This is a genomic window from Micromonospora sp. NBRC 101691 (genome assembly GCF_030269285.1).
GTDB classification, from domain to species: Bacteria; Actinomycetota; Actinomycetes; order Mycobacteriales; family Micromonosporaceae; genus Micromonospora; species Micromonospora echinospora.
Window position 1 is genome coordinate 208187 of sequence record NZ_BSTB01000006.1, and the last position, 24916, is coordinate 233102.

21 protein-coding genes and 1 pseudogene are annotated in these 24916 nt (G+C 73.3%); 6 read left to right on the forward strand and 16 right to left on the reverse strand.

Annotated features, from left to right (window positions below):
• Nucleotides 1–125: 125 nt before the first annotated feature.
• Genes QSK20_RS12770 through QSK20_RS12780 form a run of 3 tightly spaced genes read right to left on the reverse strand, consistent with a single transcriptional unit; the run spans nt 126 to nt 3326 of the window.
• Nucleotides 126–1199, reverse strand: a complete 1074-nt coding sequence (locus QSK20_RS12770; protein WP_285788824.1) for a zinc-binding dehydrogenase — start codon at nt 1197–1199, stop codon at nt 126–128.
• Nucleotides 1196–2614: an aldehyde dehydrogenase family protein gene (locus tag QSK20_RS12775; RefSeq protein ID WP_285788825.1), complete on the reverse strand. Its 1419-nt coding sequence runs from the start codon at nt 2612–2614 to the stop codon at nt 1196–1198. The genes QSK20_RS12770 and QSK20_RS12775 overlap by 4 nt, the downstream gene beginning before the upstream one ends.
• A gap of 46 nt (nt 2615–2660) precedes the next feature.
• A complete protein-coding gene (locus QSK20_RS12780) occupies nt 2661–3326 on the reverse strand; it encodes a TetR/AcrR family transcriptional regulator (protein ID WP_285788826.1) in 666 nt (221 codons plus the stop codon).
• 103 nt (nt 3327–3429) lie between these two features.
• On the opposite strand from QSK20_RS12780, the gene QSK20_RS12785 reads away from it, so the two are divergent.
• The 5 genes and pseudogenes from QSK20_RS12785 to QSK20_RS12805 form a co-directional block, all read left to right on the forward strand.
• Nucleotides 3430–4578, forward strand: coding sequence for an acyl-CoA dehydrogenase family protein (locus tag QSK20_RS12785; protein WP_285788827.1), 1149 nt, complete (start codon nt 3430–3432; stop codon nt 4576–4578).
• A gap of 17 nt (nt 4579–4595) precedes the next feature.
• Nucleotides 4596–5354 (forward strand): 3-oxoacyl-ACP reductase FabG, encoded by a 759-nt coding sequence (fabG, locus tag QSK20_RS12790; protein ID WP_285788828.1) that lies wholly within the window; start codon nt 4596–4598, stop codon nt 5352–5354.
• Nucleotides 5355–5386: 32 nt separating this feature from the next.
• Nucleotides 5387–6559 (forward strand): acyl-CoA dehydrogenase family protein, encoded by a 1173-nt coding sequence (locus QSK20_RS12795; protein WP_285788829.1) that lies wholly within the window; start codon nt 5387–5389, stop codon nt 6557–6559.
• Nucleotides 6556–7020, forward strand: coding sequence for a MaoC family dehydratase (locus QSK20_RS12800; protein WP_285788830.1), 465 nt, complete (start codon nt 6556–6558; stop codon nt 7018–7020). Before QSK20_RS12795 ends, QSK20_RS12800 begins: the two co-directional genes overlap by 4 nt.
• A gap of 215 nt (nt 7021–7235) precedes the next feature.
• Nucleotides 7236–7754, forward strand: a pseudogene (locus tag QSK20_RS12805) (M23 family metallopeptidase); the annotation flags it as partial.
• 311 nt (nt 7755–8065) lie between these two features.
• On the opposite strand, the gene QSK20_RS12810 reads toward QSK20_RS12805, so the two are convergent.
• The 11 genes from QSK20_RS12810 to QSK20_RS12860 all read right to left on the reverse strand — a co-directional run bounded on the left by QSK20_RS12810 (nt 8066) and on the right by QSK20_RS12860 (nt 21654).
• Nucleotides 8066–9352, reverse strand: coding sequence for an MFS transporter (locus tag QSK20_RS12810; RefSeq protein WP_285788831.1), 1287 nt, complete (start codon nt 9350–9352; stop codon nt 8066–8068).
• A 96-nt stretch (nt 9353–9448) separates the two neighbouring features.
• Nucleotides 9449–10405 carry an NAD(+)/NADH kinase gene (locus QSK20_RS12815; RefSeq protein ID WP_285788832.1) on the reverse strand — a complete coding sequence of 319 codons (957 nt, stop codon included), beginning with the start codon at nt 10403–10405 and terminating at the stop codon, nt 9449–9451.
• Nucleotides 10406–10530: 125 nt separating this feature from the next.
• Nucleotides 10531–11223 (reverse strand): putative glycoside hydrolase, encoded by a 693-nt coding sequence (locus QSK20_RS12820; protein WP_285788833.1) that lies wholly within the window; start codon nt 11221–11223, stop codon nt 10531–10533.
• Entirely contained in the window at nt 11223–12188 is a 966-nt protein-coding gene (locus QSK20_RS12825; protein WP_285788834.1) for an NAD-dependent epimerase/dehydratase family protein, read from the reverse strand. Before QSK20_RS12825 ends, QSK20_RS12820 begins: the two co-directional genes overlap by 1 nt.
• The gene (locus QSK20_RS12830; protein WP_285788835.1) at nt 12185–13531 is read right to left on the reverse strand and encodes a nucleotide sugar dehydrogenase; all 1347 of its coding nucleotides are present in this window, start codon (nt 13529–13531) and stop codon (nt 12185–12187) included. The genes QSK20_RS12825 and QSK20_RS12830 overlap by 4 nt, the downstream gene beginning before the upstream one ends.
• 100 nt (nt 13532–13631) lie before the next feature.
• Nucleotides 13632–14591 carry a glycoside hydrolase family 191 protein gene (locus tag QSK20_RS12835; protein WP_285788836.1) on the reverse strand — a complete coding sequence of 320 codons (960 nt, stop codon included), beginning with the start codon at nt 14589–14591 and terminating at the stop codon, nt 13632–13634.
• The gene (locus QSK20_RS12840; RefSeq protein ID WP_285788837.1) at nt 14588–15484 is read right to left on the reverse strand and encodes an NAD-dependent epimerase/dehydratase family protein; all 897 of its coding nucleotides are present in this window, start codon (nt 15482–15484) and stop codon (nt 14588–14590) included. The genes QSK20_RS12835 and QSK20_RS12840 overlap by 4 nt, the downstream gene beginning before the upstream one ends.
• Nucleotides 15481–16203 carry a nucleotidyltransferase family protein gene (locus QSK20_RS12845; protein ID WP_285788838.1) on the reverse strand — a complete coding sequence of 241 codons (723 nt, stop codon included), beginning with the start codon at nt 16201–16203 and terminating at the stop codon, nt 15481–15483. Before QSK20_RS12845 ends, QSK20_RS12840 begins: the two co-directional genes overlap by 4 nt.
• 28 nt (nt 16204–16231) lie before the next feature.
• Entirely contained in the window at nt 16232–17740 is a 1509-nt protein-coding gene (locus QSK20_RS12850) for a hypothetical protein (RefSeq protein ID WP_285788839.1), read from the reverse strand.
• A complete protein-coding gene (pelF, locus tag QSK20_RS12855) occupies nt 17737–19464 on the reverse strand; it encodes a GT4 family glycosyltransferase PelF (RefSeq protein ID WP_285788840.1) in 1728 nt (575 codons plus the stop codon). Before pelF ends, QSK20_RS12850 begins: the two co-directional genes overlap by 4 nt.
• A 51-nt stretch (nt 19465–19515) precedes the next feature.
• A complete protein-coding gene (locus QSK20_RS12860; RefSeq protein ID WP_285788841.1) occupies nt 19516–21654 on the reverse strand; it encodes an Agd3-related carbohydrate-binding protein in 2139 nt (712 codons plus the stop codon).
• 581 nt (nt 21655–22235) lie between these two features.
• Here QSK20_RS12860 and QSK20_RS12865 point away from each other — a divergent pair.
• Nucleotides 22236–22421: a hypothetical protein gene (locus QSK20_RS12865; protein ID WP_285788842.1), complete on the forward strand. Its 186-nt coding sequence runs from the start codon at nt 22236–22238 to the stop codon at nt 22419–22421.
• Nucleotides 22422–22493: 72 nt separating this feature from the next.
• On the opposite strand, the gene QSK20_RS12870 is transcribed toward QSK20_RS12865, so the two are convergent.
• Nucleotides 22494–22943: a flagellar protein FlhE gene (locus QSK20_RS12870; RefSeq protein ID WP_285788843.1), complete on the reverse strand. Its 450-nt coding sequence runs from the start codon at nt 22941–22943 to the stop codon at nt 22494–22496.
• Between the two features lie 240 nt (nt 22944–23183).
• Nucleotides 23184–24632: an MFS transporter gene (locus tag QSK20_RS12875; RefSeq protein WP_285788844.1), complete on the reverse strand. Its 1449-nt coding sequence runs from the start codon at nt 24630–24632 to the stop codon at nt 23184–23186.
• Between the last annotated feature and the right edge of the window lie 284 nt (nt 24633–24916).

The window sequence follows — 24916 nt, forward strand, 5'->3', positions numbered from 1 at the left end:
AGCAGGCAGCCGACCGGCGGCTGTCCGCCACCCTCGCAATACCTGGCCCGCCGCGCCCTTCTGCGGGCAGGCTCCGCAGCCGGGCACACACGGGCGCGGGCAGACGTCGTCCTTGCTGCGACTCCTCAGGGTAGGACGACGGTACGGGCACCCTCGCCCCGGGCCATCCGGGCGAACGCCTCCGGCGCGCCGTCCAGGGTGGTCCGGTCGGTGATCAGGGGGCCGAGGTCCAGGGCGCCGTCGAGGACGGCCCGGGCCAGGCCGGGAACGTCCCGGTCCGGGTCGGACGACCCGTAGACCGAGGAGCGCAGCGTCCGCGCCGAGTGGAAGATGTCGAGCGCGCTCAGGCCCACCACGTCGTCCTTCGCGCCCATGCCCACCACGGTCACCTGGCCGCCCCGCCGGGTGGCCCGCCAGGCGGTGCGGATGGTGGCGCTGCGCCCGACGCACTCGAAGGCGTGGTCGACGCCCCGCCCACCGGTGCGGGCCCGGATCTCCCGGTTGAGGGTGTCGTCGGCGAGCAGGAAGTCGGTGGCGCCCACGGCGGCGGCCAGCTCCGCCTTGGCCGGGGAGAGGTCCACGGCGAGCACCGGGCCCGCGCCGGCCGCCCGCGCGGCGGAGACCACGCAGAGCCCGACCCCGCCGAGGCCGACGACGGCGACCGACTCGCCGGGAGCGACCCCGGCGGTACGCCGGACCGCGCCGACGCCGGTGAGCACGGCGCAGCCCAGCAGCGCGGCCGACTCCGGCGGCAGGTCCGCCGGGACCGGGATCACGGCGCGCTGGGGCACCACCACCTGCTCGGCGAGGGCACCCAGGCCGAGGGTCACGTGCAGCGGCTCGCCGGCCGGGGTGCGCCCCCGGGCGGCGGCGGGTGCGCCGGCCCGTTCGCACAGCCACGGCTCGTCATGTCCGCAGTACCAGCAGTCCCGGCACGGCGGCGCCCAGTTGAGCACCACGTGGTCGTCGGTCGCGACCCGGTCGACGCCGGGGCCGGTCTCGGCCACCACGCCCGCCGCCTCGTGCCCGAGCACCAGCGGGTACGGCGGGGCCAGGGTGCCGTTCACCATCGACAGGTCGGAGTGGCACACCCCGGCGGCGCGGATCTCGACGCGGACCTCGCCGGGGCCGCAGGGCGGCAGTTCCACGTCCTCCACCCGCAGCGGTTCCGCGACGCCCCGGGCGACCAGTGCCCTCACCGCTGGATCGCCTTCGTCTCGTAGAACTCCGCCAACCCGTGGCGGCCCAGTTCCCGGCCGAGGCCGGACTGCTTGTAGCCCCCGAACGGGGCGAGCGGGTTGAACGGCGCGCCGTTGACGTCGACCGCGCCGGTGCGCAGCCGCCGGGCGACCCGCAGCGCCCGGTCCTCGTCGCCGGACCAGACCGCGCCGGCCAGCCCGTACCGGGAGTTGTTGGCGACCGCGACGGCGTGGTCGTCGTCGTCGACCGGGATCACCGCGAGCACCGGCCCGAAGACCTCCTCCTGGGCCAGCGCGCTGTCCGGGTCGACGTCGGCGATCACCGTCGGCGCGACGAACCAGCCCTGCTCCGGCAGCGGGGCGTCCGGCCCACCGGCGACCAGCCGGCCCCCGTCGGCGAGGCCCTTCTCGACGTGGTCGCGCACCCGCTGCCGTTGCGCTGCCGAGACGAGCGGACCGAGCCGGGTGGCCGGGTCGAAGGGGTCGCCCAGCCGGTAGCCTGCGGCGGCCTTCGCGGCGAGGTCGACCGCCTCGTCGTAGCGGGACCGGTGCACGAGCATCCGGGTCCAGGCGGTGCAGGTCTGCCCGGAGTTGAGGAAGGCGTTGCCGACGCCCACCTTGACGGCGGTGGTCAGGTCGGCGTCGTCGAGGACGACGTTGGCGGACTTTCCGCCCAACTCCAACGCGACCTTGGCGATCCGGTCGGCGACCAGGTGGGAGACGCGCCGGCCGGTGGCGGTGGAACCGGTGAAGGAGACCATGTCGACGCCACCGTGGGCGGCGATGGCCTCGCCGACCACCGGACCGGTGCCGGTGACCAGGTTGACCACCCCGGGCGGGAAACCGGCCGCGTGGATCGCGTCGAAGAGCAGGTACGCCGTCAGCGGGGTCAGCTCGCTCGGCTTGAGCACCACCGTGCAGCCGGCGGCGAGGGCCGGGGCGAGCTTCGCCATGACCTGGTGCAACGGGTAGTTCCACGGGGTGATCGCGCCGACCACGCCGACCGGTTCGCGGACCACCAGGGAGTTGCCGACAATCTCCTCGGCCGGCGGGTGGGCCGCCAGGTCGACGTAGCCGCGCAGCACGGTGAGGGGGAGCCCGGCCTGCACCCGGGTGGCCACCTTCAACGGTGTGCCCAGTTCCAGGGCGACGGTCCGGGCGATGTCGTCTACCCGGGCGGTCAGGGTGGCGTGCAGCCGGTCCAGGCAGGCCGCCCGGTCGGTCGGCGCGGCGGCGGCCCAGCCCTCGAACGCGGCCCGCGCGGCGCGTACGGCCCGGTCGACGTCGGCGGCCGTGCCGGCCGGTACGGTCGCCACGACCTGCTCGGTCGCCGGGTTCCGCACCGGGATCGTCTCGCCGCCGGCAGCGGGGACCCAGTGGCCGTCGAGGTAGAAGTCGGACCGTGCGAGCTTCATGGCGCCCCTCACGTACGTCGCCAAACTAGCAGTGCAAGTTTGGACTCTAGTGCGTGTCGGCGGTCGACGGGAGGGGCGGCAGCGGACCGATCGTCCGCTCGTAGGTGCCGGCCAGGCCGTCGACGAGCGCGTCGAGACCCAGGGCGAAGGCGCCCTCGTCCACCCGCTGCTGGTGTTCGGCGAGTCGGTGGGCCTGGGTGAGGTGCGGATACTGGTCGGCGTACAGTCCCGGGTCCTCGACGAAGCCCCGGGCGAACGAGCCCAGCGCCGACCCGGCGACGAAGTAGCGCATGAGCGCCCCGATGTGGGTGGCCCGCGCCGGCGGCCAGCCGGCGTCGACGAGTCCGCCGTAGACGGCGTCGGCCATGGTGAGGGCGGCCGGACGGCGTCCGGGGCCCTGCGCGAGGTACGGCACGATGTGCGGGTGGGCGGCCAGTGCGGCCCGGTACGAGTGCCCCCACCGCCGCAGCGCCTCCCGCCAGTCGAGGACGCCGAAGAACGACACGTCCACCTGCGCGGTGATGCTGTCGGCGACCGCGTCGAGGATCTCGTCCTTGGTGGCGAAGTGGTTGTACAGCGACGGGCCCCGGACGCCGAGTTCGGCGGCGAGCCGGCGGGTGGAGAACCCCGCCAGGCCGTCCGCGTCGATCAGCGCGGCGGCGGCCTCGACGATCCGCTGCCGGCTGAGCAGTGGCTGCCGTGGCCGGGGCATCCGTTCCTCCTTGGCTCGGTGGCGCGTGCGCCGGTGTTCCGGGCAGAACTCTGCCACAGCGGGGTCTGGACCAATTAAACTTGCACCGCTAGTTTGAATGGCCATGGACCTCCACCTCACCGCCGAGCAGGCCGCGGTCCGCCGGCTCGCCGCCGACTTCGTCGCGCGCGAGGTGACCCCGCACGCCGCCGAGTGGGACCGCCGCGAGTCGGTCGACCCGGGCATCGTCCGCCGCCTCGGCGAGCTGGGCTTCCTCGGCCTCACCGTCGCCGAGGAGCACGGCGGCTCCGGCGGCGACCACCTCGCCTACTGCCTCGTCCTGGAGGAACTCGGGCGTGGTGACTCGTCGGTACGTGGCATCGTCTCGGTCTCGCTCGGCCTGGTCGCGACGACGATCGCCCGCCACGGCACCCCGGCCCAGCGGGCCGAATGGCTGCCCCGCCTCTGCGCCGGCGAGGCCCTCGGCTGCTTCGCGCTCACCGAACCGGGCAGCGGCTCGGACGCCGCCGCGCTGACCACCCGGGCCCGCCGGGACGGCACCGACTGGCTGCTGACCGGCCGGAAGGTGTTCATCACCAACGGCACCACCGCCGACGTGGCGCTGGTCCTCGCCCGCACCGGCGGCGACGGGCCTCGGGGCGTCACCGCCTTCCTGGTCCCCACCGACGCCCCCGGCTTCTCCCGCCGGGAGATCCACGGCAAGCTCGGCCTGCGCGGACAGGCCACCGCCGAACTCGTCCTCGACGACGTCCGGGTGCCCGACACCGCCCGCCTCGGCGACGAGGGCCGGGGCTTCCGGCTCGCGCTGGGCACGTTGGCCAAGGGGCGGATGTCGGTGGCCGCCGGCTGCGTCGGGATCGCCCAGGGCTGCCTGGACGCGGCCGTCGGGTACGCCGGCCAGCGCACCCAGTTCGGCAAGCCCATCGCCGGCCACCAGCTCGTGCAGCAGCTGCTCGCCCGGATCGCGGTGGACACCGCCGCCGCGCGGCTGCTGGTCTGGCGGGTCGCCGACCTGATCGACCGGGGCGAGCCGTTCGCCACCGAGGCGTCCATGGCCAAACTCTTCGCCAGCGAGGCCGCCGTCCGGGCGGCCAACGACGCGGTCCAGGTCTTCGGCGGGTACGGCTACGTCGACGAGTACCCGGTGGGCAGGTACCTTCGCGACGCCCGCGTCGCCACCCTCTACGAGGGCACCAGCCAGATCCAGCAGCTCCTCATCGGACGCGCGCTCACCGGCGTCGCCGCCTTCTAGACCCGCCAGGGGGAACCGTGACCAGATTCGCCGACCGGATCGCCGTCGTCACCGGCGCGGGCCAGGGCATCGGGGCGGCCACCGCCCGCCGGCTCGCCGCCGAGGGGGCCACCGTCGCGGTGGTCGACCTCGATGCCGACCGCGCCGGTGCGGTCGCCGACGACATCGTCGCCGCCGGCGGCCGGGCCGTCGGCCTCGGCTGCGACGTGACCGACGCCGACGCGGTGGCCGCGACCACCGACCGGGTCGTCGAGACGTACGGCGGCCTGCACGTGCTGGTCAACAACGCCGGGATCACCCGGGACAACCTGCTCTTCCGGATGGCGCTGCCGGAGTGGGAGACGGTGCTGACCACCAACCTGACCAGCATGTTCCTCTGCTGCCAGGCGGCCCAGCGGCACATGGTGGCGGCCCGCTACGGCCGGATCGTCAACCTGAGCAGCCGGTCCGCGCTGGGCAACCGGGGCCAGGTCAACTACGCGGCGGCCAAGGCCGGCGTGCAGGGGCTCACCGCCACCCTGGCGGTCGAGCTGGGCCCGTTCGGCGTCACGGTCAACGCCGTCGCCCCCGGCTACGTGGCCACCGCGATGACCGCCGCCACCGCGCAGCGGGTCGGCAGCACCCCCGAGGACCACCAACGGATGGTCGCCGAGCAGACCCCGCTGCGGCGGGTCGCCCAGCCGACGGAGATCGCCTCGGTGATCGCCTTCCTGGCCAGCGACGACGCCTCGTACGTCAGCGGCCAGACCCTGTACGTCAACGGCGGGGCACGCTGACCCGCACGTCAACCCGAGGACCCGGAGGAGACATGGACTTCGCGCTTTCCGACGAGGAGCGGGCCATCCGTGACACGGCCCGCGACTTCATCACCCGGGAGGTCGTGCCGCTGGAGCAGGAGGTGCTGCGCCGGGAACGGGCGCACCGCCCCGGACTGGACCGCGCCGAGCTGCGCGAGTTGCAGCTCAAGGCGCGCGCGTTCGGGTTCTGGGGACTGGACACCCCGGAGGAGTACGGCGGCATGGGCCTGCCCGCCGTCACCCAGTCGCTGATCTGGACCGAGATCGGTCGTACCTTCGTGCCGTTCCGGTTCGGTGGCGAGGCCGACAACATCCTCTTCGAGGCCACCGCGGAACAGAAGGCGGAGTTCCTGGTCCCCACCATCGAGGGCGAGCGGGTCTCCTGCTTCGCGATCACCGAGCCCGGCGCCGGCTCGGACGCGGCCAACATCCGGTTCCGGGCCCGCCGCGACGGCGACGACTGGATCCTCGACGGCGAGAAGACGTTCATCACCAACGGCAACGACGCCGACTTCGCCATCGTCGTCGCGGTCACCGACCCGGAGAAGGGCGCCCGGCACGGCGGCGCGACCGCCTTCCTGGTGGACCGGGCGATGGGCTGGCGGTCCGAGTTCATCCCGACCATGGGCGAGGGCGGCCCGGCGTCGCTGGTCTTCGACGGCGTACGGGTGCCGCACCGCAACGTCCTCGGCGAGGTCGGCCAGGGCTTCGACCTGGGCATGCGGTGGATCGGCAAGGGGCGCTACACCATTCCCTCGCACGCCATCGGCATCGCCGAGCGGGTGCTCCAGATGGCGATCGACCACGCCAACACCCGGGAGACCTTCGGCGCGAAGATCGGCACCAACCAGGCCATCCAGTGGATGATCGCCGACTCGGAGACCGAACTGGAGGCGGCCCGCTGGCTGGTGCTGCGCTCCGCCTGGACGGTCGACCAGGGCCTGGATCCCCGGCACGCCTCCTCGATGGGCAAGCTCTACGGCGCCGGCATGGTCAACCGGGTGGTGGACCGGGCGCTCCAGATCCACGGCGGCATGGGCTACACCCGCGAGCTGCCGATCGAACGTTGGTACCGGCAGGTGCGGCTCTACCGGATCTTCGAGGGAACCGACGAGATGCAACGACTGATCATCTCCCGTGACCTGCTGCGCGGCTACACGAAGATCGGCGGACACCTGGCATGAGGATCTTCGCCGACATCGACGAGCTGGCCGCCGCCGTGGGGGAGACCCTCGGACCGGGCCCCTGGACACCGGTCGACCAGCGCCGCGTCGACCTCTTCGCCGACGCCACCGACGACCACCAGTGGATCCACGTGGACGCCGAGCGGGCGGCGAGCGGTCCGTTCGGCGGCACCATCGCCCACGGCTATCTCACCCTCGCCCTGCTGCCGGCGCTGGTCGGCCGCCTCTACCGGGTCGAGGGGCTGCGGATGGGCGTGAACTACGGGCTCAACCGGGTCCGCTTCCCGGCCCCGCTGCGGGTGGGCGGCGCGGTGCGTGCCAGCGCCACCGTCGTCGGGGTGTCCCCGGTCGAGGGTGGGGCGCAGGCGGTCGTCTCGGTCACCGTGCACGCCGACACGGGCGGCAAGCCGGTCTGTGTCGCCGAGACGGTCAGCCGCCTCTACCCCGAGGCGGACGGGTGACCGCCCGGCCTCTGGTCCTGCTGCGGGCGGGCGGGCGGTGATCGCAGGAAAGCTACCAAGGAGTGGCCGCTCGGGATAGATATTTACATTGATCGATGCCGTGCCTACGATTCCCGTACGCGCGTGCATCGACATTGTTCTATTCCTAGCCTCAAGGACGAACCGTGCGATCAATCAGATACGTCGCCACGCTCCTGGCCGCCCTCGCCACCGCCCTGACCGCCACTCTCGTCGTCGCCACCCCCGCCCAGGCCGCCCCGCTGTTCAAGGCGCCGTACCCCTGCGGGCAGCGGTGGACCTACAGCCACCACAGCGCCGAGGTGCGCCTGGCCCTCGACTTCGTCCGCGCCGACGGCGGCGGCACCGCCGGCACCCCGGTCCTCGCCTCCGCCGCCGGCACCGCGACCCGCCACTACCAGGCCAGCGGCGCCGGCAACTACGTCGTCATCGACCACGGTGGCGGCTGGAAGACCTACTACTTCCACCTCGCCGCGTTCTCCGTCGCCAGCGGCGCGTGGGTCAACCAGGGGCAGCAGATCGGCACCACCGGCAGCACCGGCAACTCCTCCGGCGCGCACATCCACTACGAGCAGCTCTTCAACGGTGTCGGCCAGAACATCGTGATCAACGGGGCCTCGCTCGCCCCCTACCCGGGCGGCTACCACCAGCGCTACCTGACCAGCGACAACGGCTGCGGCGGTGGCGGCACCGCGTTCTGGACCTGGGGCTCCGGCATCCGGGTCCGCAGCGACGTGCGGCTCGCGGCACCGGTGGTCACCACCCTGCCCGGCCCCACCCTGGTGTACGTGCTCTGCCAGAAGCAGGGCGACACGGTCACCGCCGACGGCTACACCAACAACTGGTGGTCCCGGCTCCGGGACCAGAACGGCTACATGACCAACATCTACATCGACCACCCGGCCGCGCAGCTACCGGGCGTGCCCATCTGCTGACCGGCGCGGGCCCGCGACCCGCCGTGACCGGCGGCAGGTCGCGGGCCCCTGCGCGGGGCGGCCGGCGCGGTGGTTCCCGTCGTGGACGCCGGCTACCGCGCCGGGGACGGCCGACGACCGGCCAGACTGGCGACGAGCAGGCCCAGCGCGAGGAGCTGGGTCGCGCCGAGGACGACGATCAGCGCCGGCAGCGAGCGGGCGTACAGGACGCCGACCAGGCCGCCGCCGGCCAGCGCCGCGCCACCCTGGACGGCGGCGAAGACGCCGTAGGCGGTGGCCCGACGGGCGGCGGGGACGAGGTCGGCCACGAGGGCCTTGACGGTGGAGTCCTGCACCCCGACGGCAGCGCCCCACAGCAGTGCCCCCGCCACGACGGCGACGAGGCTGCCGGAGAGCGCCAGCGCCGGCACGGCGGCGCCGAGCAGGGGCAGGGCGAACAGCACCCGCGCGTGCCACCGGTCGTACAGATGACCACTGACCAGCGCGGCCAGGGCGGCGGCGGCCATCGCGGCGGCGTACAGCAGGGGAATGCCCGCGACGGGGATCAGGCCGGTCCGGCTGGCGTGGAACGAGATGATCCCGAAGGTGACCAGCCCGGCGGTGGCGGCTCCGGCCGCCGCGGCGAACAGCAGGAAGCGACGGGGCAGGTCGGCCCCGATCCAACGGCCCAGCGCGCTCGGCGTACGACCGCCCCCGTCGGGCCGGGAGGTGGCGGACCCCGTGGGGGCGGTGTCGAAGACGGACGGGTCGGGCACCCGTCGGCGGATCCGGAGCAGCAGGCCGATGGCCAGCGCCCCGGGGACGGCGAGCACGGCCAGGGCCGGCCAGATCACGCCGGTGGCGGCCAGGACCGCCGCGACCAGCAGCGGGCCGGCGAACGCGCCGACCTGGTCCAGCGCCTTGTGGACCGCGAAACCACGACCACGACCGACCGCGCCGGCGGCCTGCGCCAGCAACGCCGACTTGGCCGGACTGCGTACGGCCTTGCCGCCGCGTTCGGTCAGGATCAGCGCCGCCGCGACCGCCAGACCCGCCCCGCCGAGGAAGGGCGTCACGGCCAGCAGGGGGACGCAGACGGCGGTCAACGCGTACCCGACCAGGGTCAGGGACCAGTACCGGCCGGTGCGGTCGGCCAGCGGCCCGGACGCCAGCCGCAGCAGCAGCGACATCGCCTCGCCGGCCCCGGAGACCAGGCCGACGACCAGGGCCGACGCGCCCAGGGCGCCCAGCAGCGGGCCGGTGATCGACCGCGCGCCCTCGTAGACCATGTCGGCGGCCAGGCTGACCATCCCGAAACCGACCACGACCCGCCACGCGGACCACGCCGGTGCGGGCGACCGCGGGGCGGTGGCGGCAGGACCGGTCGACACCTGCGGCATGCTGGCTCCCTCGGGCGCAACCGGCGTGTGCCGGATCGGTCGGACACGACGTGGGGGTCCGTCCCACGCCCGGCACGACCGTACCGGCAGCGTGGGTCAGACGGCGTCGGGGCCGGTCGAGGGCGGACGGAGGTGCTCGGGGATCAGCTCCAGAAGCTGGTCACGGCGCAGCGGCAGGTCGAGCAGACTGAGCTTGAGCTGGCTGCGCTTGACGTGCCGGCTGGCCGAGAACCGGACGACATGACCGGCGTCCTCGCGCAGCCGGACGGTCAGCGTCCGGCCGGGACCCAGCTCCGCCGACGGAGTGCCGTCGACGTCGACGGCGACCGGCGCGCTGTCCGGGGCGACCCGCAACGACACCTGGTCACCGGCGCCCAGCACCACGGACCGGCCGATGCCCGCCATCGGCGCCACCGGCGTGATCACCATCGTGCGCGCCGACGGCGAGACGACGGGCCCTCCGGCGGCGTAGTTGTAGGCGGTGGAGCCACTGGGGGTGGCGACGACCAACGCGTCGCACCGGTAGTAGCCGTACTGCTGGTCGTTGACGGTGAGGTCGACCGAGACGGTGCCGGTCCGGCCGTGCCGGGCCAGCACGATGTCGTTGAAGCCGGTGCCGGTCCGTAGCGGCGTGCCACCGGTGTGCTCGGCGACCAGACAGCTGTGCGACTCGACGGTGAAGTCGCCACCGACCAGCCGGGCCAGCGCCTCCTCCAGCGCGTCGGGGGTGATCTCGACGAGGAAGCCGAGGTTGCCGTGGTTGACGCCGAGCACCGGTACCGGGTGCCCGACGACCAGCCGCATCGCGCCGAGCATGGTGCCGTCACCGCCCAGGGCGACGACCCCGTCGACCTGGGCGACGAACCGGTGGTCCGGCACCGTCTCGACCTCCGGGACGATCCGGTCGCGGTCCTGGTCGCGCGCGACGACCCGGACCGAGTGGGTACGGGCCCAGCCGAGGATCGTCGAGACGGATCCGCCCACCGTCCGGCTGGGGTGGACCACCAGACCCAACGTGGGGACCCTGGTGACGCCGACGGTCTGACGGCTCATCCGCCGAGCGTAACCGGGGCGGGGGTCGGCACCGGCGACCTTTGCCCGTTCCCGTCCCCGCCGTGCCGGAGCCGCCCCGCGTGGTGACGCGGGGCGGGCGCTGCGGCCCGGCGGGGACGGGCGGGTCAGGCGCGGGACAGGGCGCGGTCGCTGACGAAGGACTGGAGGCCGAACTGGCGGGCCCGGCGCTCGGCGAAGTCGGTCAGTCCCGGGCTGTCGGCGTAGTCCAGGCTGTACAGGTCCAGTTCCAGCTGGAGCAGTTGCTCGGCGATCTGGGCGTGGAACTCCAGCACGTCGGGCGGCCACGGGGCGTAGCCCTGGTCGGTCCACCGGGCCGAGAACGACTCGAAGACGATCCCGTCGGCGATCTCGGCGAGCCGGGGCAGCATGCCGAAGCCCCGGTTGGCCAGCAGGTACGCCGGTTCGGCCTCCTCCCGTACCGCGCCCACCAGGGTGATCAGGTGCGGGACATCCTCGGGGTAGGTCAGCTCGACGTTGAGGGTGTCCAGGAACAGCCCGGCGAAGCCGCGGGCGATCACGTCCTTGGCCTGCCCGACCACGTGGGCCACCCAGAGCGGGTGGCCCACCTGGACGAACGCGCCACCCCAGTCCGGGTTGCGTTCCTGCCGTTGCCAGGGGGCGGGCGGGCCCTGGTCCTCCGACAGCGACAGGTAACCGAGGGTCTGCACCCCCTGGTCGGCGAGGTGGCGCAGCTCGGCGGGCTGGTAGAAGTCCGGTTGCAGGACCACCCGCAGGTATCCGCTGAGCTCCTCCAGCCGGCCGTCGCCGTAGTAGAAGCAGATCGGGCGTCGACGCATCACGACCACCCGTGCTCCCGGTACCAGGAGAAGGTGGCGCGGACCCCCTCCTCAAGGCTCACCGTCGGCTCGTAGCCGGTCAGCTCCCGCAGCCGGGACAGGTCGGGGCAGCGTCGGCTGACCGATCCGGACGGCGCGGAGGTCGCCTCGATGGCGGGGCTGACCCCCGCCACACGTAGGACCAACTTGGCGAGGTCGCCGATGTTGGTCTCCTCGCGGTCGTTGCCGATGTGCACGATCTGGCCGGCGGCGGCCGGGGCGGCCATCAGCCGCAGCATGGCCTCGACCGCGTCGTCCACGTGGCAGAACGCCCGGTACTGGTCGGCTCCGGGCACCGGGAACGGGTCGGCTCCCCGCAGGGCGCGCAGGGACATCTCCGGGACGACGTGGTCGGCGCCCATCCGGGGGCCGTACACGTTGTGGAAGCGGCCCACCACCGTCTCGAAGCCCCGGGCCCGCGCGGTGTGCAGGAACGCGGCCTCACCGAGCAGCTTGCTGGCCGCGTACGCGAACCGGGGCGCGGTGATGTCGGAGATCATCGTCGGGACGGTCTCCGGTGTCGGCACCGGCACCACCCCGGAGGTCACACCCCCGGCGTAGACCTCGCTGGTGGAGGCGAAGAACACCCGCTCGCCCGGGGCCACCCAGTCGAGCAGGTGCAGCGCGGAGAGGGTGTTGACCCGGACCACCCGGGCCGGGTCCTGCTCCACGTTGCGGACGCCGACCACCGCGGCGAGCAGGTAGATCTGGTCCCAGCCGGTCGGCAGGGCGGCCCAGGTGTCCGGGGCGGTCAGGTCCCCGGAGACCACCCGTACCGCCGGATGGGCGCGCAGGCGGTCGAGGTCGGCGTCGTCCCGCCCCCGGGAGAAGTCGTCCACGATGGTCACCTGGTGGCCGTCGGTCACCAGGCGGCGGGCGAGGTGCAGGCCGATGAAACCGGCCCCGCCGAGCAGGAGCACCCTCATGCCGACGCCTCCGCTCCGGCCGGCGCGGACACCGACGCCCCGGCGGGCGCGGGCGGCAGGTAGCCCAGCCCCGCGTAGCGGACCCCGGCGGCGGTGACCGCGTCGCCGTCGAGTACCCGCCACGAGTCGTAGACGAACGCCGGGCGGACCGCGCCGAACACCTCCGGGATCCGGATCGCCCGGTACGCCGGATGGTCGTTGATGATCAGGACCGCGTCGGCGTCGGTGAACGCCTTGTCCAAGCCGACCGGCTCGCCGCCGTACTGCCGGATGACGTCGTCGGTGACCATCGGGTCGTGGCCGAGGACGGTCACCCCGGCGGCGGAGAAGACCCGCATCATGGTGGCGATCGGCGTGCCGCGCATGTCGTCGGTGGGCGGCCACCCCTTGTAGGCCCAGCCGAGGACCGCGAGCCGGGTGCCGAGGCTGCTGCCGCGCGCCTCGGTCAGCAGTCGCACGACCGTCTCGGCGACGTGGATCGGCAGGTACTCGTTGAGCTGGCGGGCCTTGCCCACCAGGAACGGCCGTCGCTCACCGGCGCTGTCGATCATGATGTACGGGTCCTTGGAGAGGCAGCCGCCCCCGACGTACCCGGGCTTGGCGAGGTCCGGGCGCGGGTAGTCGACGTTCGTCGCCCGGATCACCTCCAGCGGGTCGAGGCCGTGGCGTTCGGCGATCAGCGCGATCTCGTTGCCGAAGGAGTAGATCAGGTCGGTGTGGCAGTTGTTGGAGAGCTTGACCAGCTCGGCGGTCTCCAGCCCGGACACCGGGACGATCTGCTGGGCCAGCCCCTCGAAGAACGCGACGCCGGCGGCGAGGCTCTCGGCGTCCAGGCCGCCGACCACCTGCGGCAGCTCGACCAGCTCGCGCAGCGCCTGGCCCTGGATGGTCCGCTCCGGGGCCATCACCAGCCGGACCCGGTCGCCCCAGGCGGCCCGCAGCTCCGGCAGCACCACCCGGCGGCTGGCGCCGACCGGCACCGTGCTGCGGACCACGACCAGCGTGTCCGGCCGGCAGGTGGCGGCGACCGCCCGGGCGGCGGCGGCCAGGTTCGCCAGGTTCGGCCGGCGGGTGACGTCGTCGACCGGCGTCGACACGCTGATCACCGCCACGTCGACGGTGTCGCGCGGCAGTTCGGTGCCCACGTGGATGTTCCGGCCGATCCGGGCGGCGAAGACGTCCTCGACGCCCGGCTCGAAGATGTGCGGCCGGCCACGGGACAGTGACGCCAGGACCGCCGGTGACACGTCCGCGCCGTACACCGTGAAGCCCTTGTCGGCGAGGGCGGCGGTGAGCGTGAGCCCGACGTAGCCGAGGCCGACGACTCCGATCTTTGTAGGCATTCGCCTGAGTCCTTTCTGGTTCCTGAGTGCGGTGGGTGGGTCGTGCGGGGAGGTCCGGGCCCGGACCTCCCGTCGCGGGGCCGTCCCGCGACGGCGGGGCTCAGCCGCAGGGGGCGGGGATCCGGTCGAGGTCCCGGACGGTGACCGTGCCGGCGAACCGTTCCGCGCGGTACCGGCCGCAGGCGGTCCGGACGTGGTCGGGTCGTACGGCGTAGTCGACGGCGAGCACGAACTTGCCCGCGTCGCGCAGCGCCCGGGTGTGCGCCAGGTTCTCCGCGCACCAGTCGCGGGCGCACGGTTCGTCCGTGGCGAGGTAGAAGAGTTCCTCCATCGCGATGCCGTCGACGGCGGCGGGGTAACCCGGCTGCTCGCGCAGTTCGGGGGAGTTCTGCGGGACGACCAGGAAACCCGGCCGGCGGGCCTTGGCGTACTCGCTGATCCGGACGACCAGGGCGGCCATCTCGGCGGCGAGCCGCGTCCGGTCGCGGCCCTGCGCGGCGTCCAGGGAGATCTCCTCGTAGGCCAGGGGGGTGTCCAGGTAGACCCCGTCGAAGCCGGCGCGCAGCGCCTGGTCCACCCGGGGCCGCACGACCCGGTCCCACCAGCGACCGTCCCAGTAGCGGACGAAGTACTCGCCCGGCCAGTCCGGCCACGGGTTGGCCACCAGGTCCGGGGCGTCGCGCCGGACGACCGGGTACTCGGGGCGGAAGTCCTCGATGCTGCCGATCTCGAAGTACGCCAGCACCCACTTGCCGCTGCGACGCACCGCGCCGATCTCGGTGTCCGTGAAGTACCCGGTGTGTCCGTCCCGGGCCAGGTCGACCACGGCGAGCTGCCACGGGCCCCGGGCCAGCGCGTCGAGCCGGCCGTCGGCGTACCCCTGGAGCTGGTACGCCCACCGGGTGACGGACCCGGCCGGGGGCGGCGTGACGGCGGCGTCCGGTCCGGTGCTCTGCGACCGGCGGCCGACGAGCGCCCACCCGGCGACCACCAGCAGGGTCGTGGTGACGCCGACGACCACCAGCCACCGTCCCCCGCCGCCTGCGGGCCGTCGGTTCACCGGGCCTCCCCGGCGTGCCAGATGTCGGTGACCGACGTCGCCAGGTCGCGCGCCGGCGCCCAGCCCAGGTCGTGGCCGGCCCGCCCGACGTCGGCCCGGATCCAGTCGACCGCGGTCGAGCGCTGTGGCCCGGTGCCGGCCTCCCGGACCCGGCCGTGGTAGCCGGCCGTGGCCGCCAGCAGTCCGACCGCCTCCCGCGCGGTGACCGCCCGACCGCTGCCCGCGTTGTAGACGCGGTGCGGCAGTTCGGGCGCGAGCACGACGGCGACGATCAGCGCGGCCAGGTCGCGGACGTCCACGAAGTCCCGGTACGCCCCGAGCGGCCCCAGGGTGATCTCGGGGGCGTCGTCGGCCAGCGCGCCACGGATCCGCGCCGCCGCCCGGCCGAGCAGGTTCTCCTCGGACATGCCGGGACCGATCGGGTTGAACACCCGCAGCGACACCGTGTCGGCCTGCCCGGACTCGCCGGCGAGCTGGAACAGCCGGGTCCCGGCGAGGTGGCTGATCCCGTACGCGCTGAGCGGCCGCGCCGGGTCGTCCTCGGCCACGGAGGTCCCCTCCGGGACGACGCCGTACTCACCGGCGGAGCCGAGCCGGACCAGCCGGGCGGCCGGCGCCGCCGTGCCGGCCGCCTCCAGGAGTTTCGCCGCGACCAGCGTGTTCGCGGTGACCAGGTGGGCGGTGGACCCGGTGAGCGCGCCCACGCAGCAGACGACCGCGTCCGGGGCGGTCGCGCGTAGCAGCGCGCCGAGCGCGTCCGTCGTGCCGTCGAGCAGGTCGACGGCGGCCCGGCCGGGGCAGAGCACCTCGCTGACCCGGGGGTCGGCCGCCAGCGCGGCCCGGGCGTGGCCGCCGATGAAGCCGGACGCCCCGAACAGCATCACCCGCGTCACGCCCGCTCCCCGGAGGGCAGCAGGATCGTCTTGAGATGCGCGAACGACCGGTTCGCCTCGTCGTAGTCCTCGGGCCGGCCGATGTCCAGCCAGAAGCCGTCGAACGGGTACGTGGCCGGGGACTCACCGGCGGCGAGCAGGTCCAGCACCAACTGGTCGAACCCGAGGGACAGCCCCGGCGGGTACGGCGCGAGCGTCTTGCGGGACATGCCGTACACGCCCATGCTGACCGGGTAGCTCAGCGCCGGCTTTTCCCGGAACCCGACGATCCGCCCGGCGTCCACGTCCAGCACCCCGAAGTCGATCCGGTGCACCCGCTCCGACGTGGCCAGCGTCAGCGCCGCCCCGGAGAGGGTGTGGGCGCGCAACAGGTCGGCGTAGTCCAGGTCGGTGAGCACGTCCCCGTTCATCACCAGGAACTCGTCGGGCAGCCGGTCCTTGAGCGCGAACAGCGGGCCGACCGTCGACAGCGGCCGGTCCTCCTCGACGTAGTCGATGGTCAGCCCCCAGCGGTGGCCGTCCCCGACGAACGCCCGGATCAGCGGACCGAGATGGTTGATCGCCAAGGTCACCGAGGTGAACCCGCGCGACGCGAGCTGGTCGAGCACGATCTGCAGGATCGAGTGGCTGTCGCCGATCGGCATCAGGGGTTTGGGCAGTGCCGTCGTGTACGGCCGTAACCGCACCCCCTTACCGCCGGCAAGGATCACCGCGTGCATCCGGACCTCCCCAAGGGTCTCGAGTGAACTACCGGTAGTGCCGGACCTGCCCGATGACCGGCAGGAGACCGAGCGCGAACAGCGCCTGGAGCAGCAGCACGCCGCCCAGGTGGAGCGAGGTGTCGGCGAGCGCGGACCCGTCCTGACCGAGCAGGGGCGCGACACCGAGCAGGCCGCCGACCCCGACGTGCAGGGCGACCACCACGACCATGGACAGGCACAGCCAGCCGTACCGGCCCCGTCCGGCCAGCAGGAACGCCAGGTAGTAGGCGCCGGCGAGCGCGACGTGCGCGAGCGTCATCACCGTTCCGGCGGCCGAGAGCATCCCCGCGTGGGCGAGACCGGCCAGCAGCGCCGCCCCGGGCACCGCCGCCACGGCGACACAGGCCGCCAGGTCCCGGCCGATCGTCCGCCAGACGAGCGCGGCGAACTCCGCCGGGCGGCGTGCCCGCCGGGTCAGCGCGACCGCGTTCACCCGGAACCGGCTGGTCCGCCACTCCACGAACCCCATCGACACGAGCAGCGGCGCGGCCGCCGCCGCGATGTCCAGCCGGTCCAGCAGGTACGGCATCTGCGCGTGGAACAGCAGCACCGCCGAGCAGAGCCCGTAGCCGGCCACCCCGACCAGCGCGGTCGTCTCCGGCAGCAGCGGTTCCCGGGCGGGCCGCTCCTCGACCCGGGCGGCGGCGCGGGTGGCGTGCAGGGCGGCGGCGAACGCGGCGAGCACGCCGAGCGCCGCCACGGCCACCGCCCAGCTCCGGGCCGTCGCCCCGCCCACCAGCAGGTAGGCCGCGCCGAACAGGAAGGCCGGCGCCTGCGTCGCGGCCAGCCACCACTCGCGCCGGTAGAAGACCAGCAGCGTGCTGGCCATCTGGTAGGCGAGCTGGCAGACCATCATCGCGGCCAGCGGCAGGCCACCGTGCGGCAGCACCGTCAGTCCGAGCGGCACGCCGAGCAGCGTCCCGGCCAGGGCGGCCGTGCGCAGCAGCCGGGCCGCCGAGCGCGGCCGGCCCAGCCCGAGCAGCCGGTACGCCGCGTACGCGGTCACCCCGGAGACCACCCAGCCCACCGTGCCGGCGACGACCAGCCCGAGGACCAGACCCGGGCGTCCCACGACCGCCAGCACGGCCGGGAAGGTGGCGCTCGGCAGCAGGTAGAGCGGACCGTGCCAGACCGGTCGCAGACCGTCCCACCGGCCCGTCCCCGGCGTCGGCACGCCGGTGGCGTCGGCGACGGGCGAGGCCGGCCCCAGCCGCCGGTACACCTCGGCGGCGAGCACGAAGACGTCGGAGTAGCCGTACTCGACCTGGGCGCCCCGGTCGGTGTGCCCGGCAGCCTCCAGGGCCGCGGCGACCTGGAGCGCGTCGACCGCCCGACCCAGCTGGGGCCGGACCCGCTCGACCAGTTCGTCGACCGGGTCGGTGGAGATCCGGGGCAGCAGGATGGTGCGTTCCGGCTCGCCGGCCGGGTCCGTCGCGGCGGTCATCGTGCCGACCGGCCGGGACACCGGGTCGGTGGCGTCGGGGTCGCGGCTCATCGTGCCCCGCCGGCCAGCCGTGGCGTCCCGACCGTCGCGCCGCCGCCGAGGAGTCCGCCGTCCGGCGGGCGGGCCGGCCAGCTGGCCGGACCCGGGTCGCGGCGCGGCGCGTACGGCGGGTTGACCTCGCCCTGCTCCTGCGGCGCGCGCGGCTGGGGCACCCGGACCGGGACGGCCGCCACGCCCGGCGGGATCCGCCGGTTCGGAACGGTGACCCGGCCCTGGGCCTGGCCGCGCAGGTGTTTCGGCGGCGTCGCCCCGGCGCGGGGCGCGGCGAGGCGCTCGTAGATGTCGCGGTACGCCTGCAACGAGCGTTGCAGCGTGAACTTCTCCAGCACCCGGGCCCGGGCCACCGCGCCGAGGCGTAGCCGCAGCTCCCGGTCGCGCAGCAGGCGTACGCAGGCGTCGGCGACGGCGGCGACGTCCCGGGGCGCGACGACGAACCCGGTGTCCCCGACCGCCTCGGCGACGCCGCCGACGTTGGTGCACACGGTGGGCCGCCCGCACGCCATCGCCTCCACCACCGTGTAGGGGAAGCCCTCGGAGATGCTGGTCAACGCGACCAGGTTGCCGGCGTGGTACGCCTCGACCGCGTTGCCGACCCGGCCCTCCAGGACGGCGTGCCCGGTCAGCCCCAACTCGTCGATCAGGGCCTCGCAGCTGGCGTGGTAGACCTTGTTGGCGGCGGGCGTGCCGCCGAAGATGCGTAGTCGGGCTGTCGGGATCTCCGCCCGCACCAGGGCGAACGCCCGGATCAGGGTGTGCAGGTCCTTCAGCGGGTCGATCCGGCCCATGAACGAGATGGTCGGCACGTCCGGCTCACCGGCCGCCGGGGGGAAGTCGTCCGGGTCGACGCCGTTGTACATGGTCCACATCCGCTCGGGGTCGCCGCCGTTGTGCAGCTGCCAGCGCCGGTTGTACTGGGAGTGCGGCGCCAGCGCGCTACTGATCAGGTAGGCCGCGCCGGCGAGGGAGCGGAAGAAGCTCAGCACCAGCACCCGCACCGCGTGCGGCGCGGCGTCGTGCAGGTACGAGATGTACCGCTCCCGCAGGTAGATGCCGTGTTCGGAGAGGACCAGCGGGGTACCGTGCGCCCAACTGGCCGTCATCCCGACGAGCATGGCCAGGCCGTTCATCGAGGAGTGCACGATGTCGGCCCGCACCGGCGGCGCGCTCAGCGGACGCAGCATGTGCGCGATGAGCCACGCCGCCTCCAGCGCGTCGGCGACGGTGAGCGCGGGCCCGGTCTCGTCGACCCGCAGGGTGTGCCAGGCGTCCAGCATCATCCCCAGGGCCTGGTTGGAGAGCAGGCCCGCGTCCAGGTCGCCGCCGTCGGCGGCGTACTCGAACATGCCGCGCAACGCGAGCAGGAAGGTGCTCCGGTTGACCGCGCCCGCCTGGGAACGGGTCGACTCCAGCGGGGTGACCAGCGCCCGCAGGAACACCTCGTACGACTCGACGAACCCCGCGCCGGGGCGCCCGGTGCGGACCAGCACCCCCCGCTGGGGGCGGCGGCCCGACGGCCGTCCGCCCCACAACGGGATCGAGTGCACCCGGTCCAGGTTCTCCGGCCGGTCGAACACCGGTTTCTCGGTGCCGTCCACGGTGAGCGCCACGACCTCCCACCGGTAGTCCGGCATCCCCCGGATGAGCTGCTCGCACCAGATGCTCACGCCTCCCATCGCGTAGGGGTAGGTCCCCTCCGAGACCAGTGCGATCCTCACCGAGCGCTCCCGTTCACTTCTGCTTCACTGTTCTTTCGTCTTGTTCGGGTGTTACGGACGGGGAGCGGCGGTGAACGTCACCGGGGTGTTCGCCGCCAGCGTCACCGGCACGGTGACGTCGGTGCCGTACGAGACGGCGCCCGTGGTGGTCGTGGCCACGCCACCGAGCTGGAGCGAACCGGCGGCCGGCGAGGTCACCGTGATCTCACCGGTGGTCCGGTCGTAGACCGCCGACGCCCCGGCGCCGAGCGCGGCGAAGTGGGCGGTACGCGCCTTGGTGTACGTGGCGATCTGCGCCCACGACGAGTTCAGCAGCGGCACCGAGTAGTACGAGCTGTACCTGCTCACCACTTCCTTGACCCAGTCGGTGACCAGCGTCTTGCCGGAGTCGTAGTCACGCACGTTGCCGATGTGGAAGGTGTGCGCGTAGATCGAGCCGGCCGCGACGTGCTGGAGTCCCACCGTGGCCTCCAGGTCCAGGACCTGGGCGTAGGTGCGGTCGGTGGGCCAGTACGGGAAGGCGCCGTTCGGGCCGTAGAGGGAGTTGTAGAAGTGCGCCTGCTCGGACCCGGTGGTGGTGAAGTAGGCGATGTTCGTCGGCCAGCACGGCACCACCGCGATGCTCGTGTCCATCGGGTGCGCCTTGGCCGTGTTGAAGTTCGCCGGGACGTGGCTGGCGAAGGACATGTTGCCGGCCACGGTGTCGATGCCGAGGTCCGCCGCCGCCTCGATCAGGTCGGGGTTGGAGGCGGCCAGGCCGAAGTCGGTGAGCGGAGCGCCGGGGTTGCTCGGGGTGGCGTTGTAGACGCCGAGGCCGGAGTACTCCGGGGTCTTCAGCACGTTGCTCGGGGCGTTCAGCCCGATCGCCGCGCCCGCGGTCCGGTTGTCCTCGATCTCGTTGTAGGTGGTGGTGTAGTCCGTCGTGTTCAGCGCGGGGTGGCTGTACGTGTGGTTGGTCCACCGGAAGTTGTTCTTGAGGCACTTCGAGGTGGCGGTCAGCGTGTTGGGGCCACCGTTGGGGCTGCAGGTGTCGCCGGCGAACGGGTCGATCCCGAAGCCGTTGTACGGGATGGTGAAGGTGAACCCGGACGCCAGCGGGTACGCGGTGCGCAGCGCGGTCTGCTGCGCGTCGAGGTTGACCGCGTCGTGGCCGCTGAGCCGGAAACCGGGGGAGTACTCGACGGTGCCGTCGTCCTTGTAGTGGGCCGACGGGCTGAACCAGTCGTCGAGGTCGACGTTGAGGTGGTGCTTCTGCTCACCGAGGTGCAGACCCTTGGTGGCCCACCGGAACAGGCCGTAGACCAGCAGGTCGGTGTGGAGCAGGTACTGGTTCGAGGTGAAGGTCAGCGCGATGCGCTCCCGGCCGTCGAACGAGGTGCTGCGCACGGCGAGCACGTCGGAACCGTTGGTCATCAGCGCGTCGGCGCTGCAACCGCTCCTGATCGCGTTGCGGTAGACGTACGAGCCCGTCACCGGGATCTGGGCGGCGCTGTTCAGGTAGTCGAAGACGCCGGCGCCGGCAGTGGTCAGCGAGACGGGCAGGGGCGTCTCGCCGACTCCGCCCTCACCGTTGGAGGTGAGGCAGTAGTCCTCCGGCCAGGTGCCGTAGCTGGTGTAGAGGGCGACCTGCCGGACCTCGAAGTTGCGCTCGTAGGCCCAGAGGAGGTTCCACTCCGAGTCGGTGAAGCCCGCCAGGTAGTTGCCGCCCGACTCGTACAGCAGCGTGCCGCTGGTGAGCAGGATCGCGTTGTACTTGCCGACGCCGTTGGCGTCGACCAGCACGCTGGCGGTGAGCGCCTGGGTGGCGCTGTAGAAGACGTCGTACTTGGCGCCCACCCGGTCGAGGGTGGTGGTGATCGCCGGCACGCCGAAGTCCGACGTGTTGGTGGCCACGACCAGCGCCCGGAGCGTGACCTTGTCGTTGATCGCCTGGGTGCCGACGCCACCACTGCGGGACTTCTGCGTCGACCCGGTGACCTTGACGGTGCCGGACCGGGTGGGCAGCGGTTTGGGGATGGCCTGCTTCGGGGTGGCGACCTGACCGTGGCCGGCGACGGTGGGTGGCTGGGCCGGTGCGGTCGACGGCCGGGCGAGGCCGGCGGTCTGGGTGCCGAGGACGACCGTGAGCGCGGTCAGCCCGGCGAGGGCGAGTCGTGTGGCGCGACGGCGCGCAGGTCCGGTGGGGACCATGTACTGACCTCCGATGAGGAGACGACCGGTGGGTCCGTCCGATGTGGACGGTGGCGAGTGCCGACGAAGGCTATCAATGACAAATTGCGGCCGTCAGAGGCTACAACTGTCGCCTGCCGAATTGACGCGACCGTCGAGCGGGTGCTAGAGCGTCGCCCATTTCTCGACCTTGGTATCGCGATTCTCGATGAATTTCCCGTGACGTCGCGGCGGGCCCGGGGGCGTGACGTGCGCGTTTCGTGATCGCCGTTGCGAGGTGTCGCCCTCGCCGACCGGCCTGCCCCGGACGGGCCGCGTGGTGCCCCCGGCCGCCCGGTTCGGGTGGCCGGGGGCGACGTTTGGCCGCTCGTGCCGCCGAGCGGCTCGGCCGGCGTGGCTAATGTGGCCGTCCCGTCAACGGGACCGACCTTTCGCCCGAGGTCGGCACCCGCCGTGCGGTGGAGTGTCATGGAATGATCGGCAGGTGTTGCCGAAACTCCAATGGTTGGTGTTCGTGCAGGCCGGGTCCGGTGAGGACGGAAAGCGCGGGGCTATTTCCCCGCTATCAGGGCGTGCGGGACCGTTTTTCCCCGCTGTCAGTATTGGCGGGGAATGTCGTCAAGTTCGAAAGTGCGGACGACGCGCTCCACGACCGCTCCGACCAGATCGGCTTCGACGACGTGCGGTACGCGGCGCAGGAGGCCAACGAGCGGTACCACGTCTCCCTCTGGAACGCCTCCGGCGACACCAACGGCTGGGTCGGCACCGCCCGGGTGCGGAACTGCTGACCTCCCGGCGCGCCCCGGAAACCCGACGGGGCCGCCACCGGGCGGTGGCGACCCCGTCGGGCGGGCGTGTTCTCAGTACTGGTAGCTCACGGTCACGTTGTGGGTGTACGCGTACACCGGTGGATTGATCACGCTGGAGCCGGATCCGAAGACCAGGACGAACCGGAAGTACCAACTGTTGTTGGCCGGGTCCCCGGTGAAGTAGGTCGAGGTTCCGGTGTTTCCCCCGAACGTCCAGAGGGTCTCGCAGCGCTGGACGTTGCAGAGCTGCCGGGTGAGGTTGGACGGGTAGCTCGACAGGTTGAACTGCCAACTGACGCCGGTGACGGTGGCGCCGGCGGGCACCGTGCCGGGGCTGCTGGCGAACCCGCTGGAGTAGATCGTGTTGGTGCGGTAGACCGAGCCTCCGCTCGGCGAGACGCCGTAGGAGCCGACGGCGGCCGAGGCCGGGGCGGCGGGTGCGAGGAGCACCATGGTCAGGGCGACGGCGAGAGCGGAAACCGTGCTACGCCATGCGGACATCGCGCCTCCTGGGGTGGGGGAGAGTTGGCGTGCCCGAGCATCTTCGCCTGTTCCTCGACCGCCCTGGCGGCGATTTCCGTGATCGACAGTTTGACGCCAGAACTGGCACTTCCCACATAGGACCTGCCAGCGGAAACGTCCTGCCACATCGCGATTCGGGCGGCAGCGCGGGACAGGTCTGCACAACACCGGCCGGTGGGCGTCGGGCCGGCCGTGGGTGGCGGAGCATGTCGGCCCCGGTCAGCGGGCGGCCGTCCGGCCGGGCGCCGCCGGCTCGGCCCGGGCCGTCCCGGCCGGGTGTCCGCGCCCGGCGCGGCGACCGTGCCCTACCAGCGCGAGCGCGCCGACGGCGGCGGCCAGGACCCCGGCGGCCAACGCGGCCCGCATGCCGGTGACGGAGTAACCGTCGGCGGCCCAGGCGGCGGTGGCGACGGCGGGGCCGAGGGCGAACCCCAGGTTCCGGGCGAGTTGGACGGTCCCACCGGTCGTCGCGGTCAGGCCGGGCGGCGCGGCGGTCATCACCATGGCCTGGACCGGGCCGCCGTACAGGCCCATCCCGACGCCGGCCAGGGCGAGCCGCCACGCCACGTCGAGCGGATCCCACCCGGACGGCAGCGGTTGGACCAGCAGCAGGCCGACGGTCACCACGACCGCGCCGAGCGCGCCGGTCCGCCCCGCGCCCCACCGGTCGGCCAGCACCCCGCCGACCGGGCCGGCCAGGCCCATGCCGGCGGCGAAGGCGAGCATGGTCAGGCCGGTGATCTCCGTGCTGACCCCGACCACGTCGACCAGGTGGAACGGCAGGAGGAACTGCATCACCGCGAAGCCGAGGGCGAGCAGCAGGACGGCGACGTGCCCGGCGCGGACGCCGGGCACACACAGCAGGGTCAACACCGGGCGGCTGGCCGGGAGCCGCGACCAGACCCCGAGGACCACCGCGGCGGGGAACACCAGCAGGAGCCACTCCGGGCCGGCCTCCGCCGTCCTGGTCAGCGCCACCAGGAGCACCCCGAGCCCCAGCGCCGTCAGCGCCGCCTCGGCGAGCCACCGGCGGTCGGGGGCCCGGAGCGGACCGTCGTCGGGCATGGCGAGGAGCCCGACCAGGACGATCCCGACGGCGACCGGGACCACCGCGAAGAAGACCGGCCGCCAGCCGCCCACCCCGAGCAGCAGCCCGCCGAGGGGCGGGCCCGCGACCGCGCCGAGCGGCCCGAGCGTGGCCAGCACGCTCATCGCCCGGCCGCGCGCCTCGGGTCGGACCGCGACCGTGGCCAGCACCGGCATCAGGGCGAACATCACCGCCGCGCAGGTGCCCTGGGCCACCCGGGCCGCGACGAGGAACCCGACGCCCGGCGCGAGCCCGGCCGCGGTGCTGGCGACGGCGAAGCCACCCACCGACGCGACGAGGGCGGCGCGCCTGCCCACCCGGTCCAGCCAGCGCCCGGCGGGCAGCACCAGGGCCACCACCGGCAGCAGGTACGCCAGGACCGTCCACTGGGTGGTCGCCGGGTCGCCGCCGAGGTCGTCCCGGATAGCGGGAAGGGCCACGTTGACGATGCTGGTCTCGAGCATCGCGACGAACACCACCGCCCCGGCGGCGTAGACGAGCAGCCACCTGTCGCGGTCCGGGGTGGTTTTCCCGGAACGGTCGACGGTCCGGCCCGAGGTATCTTCCGCGTCGAATCCCATACGCTACTGGTCGCTCCGCGTCAGCCTGCGGTTCCCGGAAACAATGTTACAGATGTCAATTCCAGGATGGTGTACGGCGGGCCGTTCCGGTCGGGCGGGCGGGGCGTTCCCGCCGGTTCCGGCCGGTCTGCGGTGGTCGCCGCGGGCCGGTGGCACCCGGTCGCCGGGGCGGCCGGAATGGTTCCCGGACAATTTTCCGCAACACGAAATTGCCACAGTACGGACCGATCGTCGCGGCGCGTCCCGCCTCGCCGCAGGTGTCGGAGAGGCGCTTCGACCGGCCT

Excerpts from the sequence above, each read along its gene's own strand:
- QSK20_RS12820 (WP_285788833.1), bottom strand. The coding sequence starts at position 11,223 with ATGCGTCGACGCCCGATCTGCTTCTACTACGGCGACGGCCGGCTGGAG.
- QSK20_RS12785 (WP_285788827.1), top strand. The coding sequence starts at position 3,430 with ATGGACCTCCACCTCACCGCCGAGCAGGCCGCGGTCCGCCGGCTCGCC.
- QSK20_RS12810 (WP_285788831.1), bottom strand. The coding sequence starts at position 9,352 with ATGCCGCAGGTGTCGACCGGTCCTGCCGCCACCGCCCCGCGGTCGCCC.
- QSK20_RS12780 (WP_285788826.1), bottom strand. The coding sequence starts at position 3,326 with ATGCCCCGGCCACGGCAGCCACTGCTCAGCCGGCAGCGGATCGTCGAG.
- QSK20_RS12850 (WP_285788839.1), bottom strand. The coding sequence starts at position 17,740 with ATGAGCCGCGACCCCGACGCCACCGACCCGGTGTCCCGGCCGGTCGGC.
- QSK20_RS12795 (WP_285788829.1), top strand. The coding sequence starts at position 5,387 with ATGGACTTCGCGCTTTCCGACGAGGAGCGGGCCATCCGTGACACGGCC.
- QSK20_RS12775 (WP_285788825.1), bottom strand. The coding sequence starts at position 2,614 with ATGAAGCTCGCACGGTCCGACTTCTACCTCGACGGCCACTGGGTCCCC.
- QSK20_RS12875 (WP_285788844.1), bottom strand. The coding sequence starts at position 24,632 with ATGGGATTCGACGCGGAAGATACCTCGGGCCGGACCGTCGACCGTTCC.
- QSK20_RS12825 (WP_285788834.1), bottom strand. The coding sequence starts at position 12,188 with ATGAGGGTGCTCCTGCTCGGCGGGGCCGGTTTCATCGGCCTGCACCTC.
- QSK20_RS12870 (WP_285788843.1), bottom strand. The coding sequence starts at position 22,943 with ATGTCCGCATGGCGTAGCACGGTTTCCGCTCTCGCCGTCGCCCTGACC.
- QSK20_RS12860 (WP_285788841.1), bottom strand. The coding sequence starts at position 21,654 with ATGGTCCCCACCGGACCTGCGCGCCGTCGCGCCACACGACTCGCCCTC.
- QSK20_RS12815 (WP_285788832.1), bottom strand. The coding sequence starts at position 10,405 with ATGAGCCGTCAGACCGTCGGCGTCACCAGGGTCCCCACGTTGGGTCTG.
- QSK20_RS12800 (WP_285788830.1), top strand. The coding sequence starts at position 6,556 with ATGAGGATCTTCGCCGACATCGACGAGCTGGCCGCCGCCGTGGGGGAG.
- QSK20_RS12845 (WP_285788838.1), bottom strand. The coding sequence starts at position 16,203 with ATGCACGCGGTGATCCTTGCCGGCGGTAAGGGGGTGCGGTTACGGCCG.
- QSK20_RS12830 (WP_285788835.1), bottom strand. The coding sequence starts at position 13,531 with ATGCCTACAAAGATCGGAGTCGTCGGCCTCGGCTACGTCGGGCTCACG.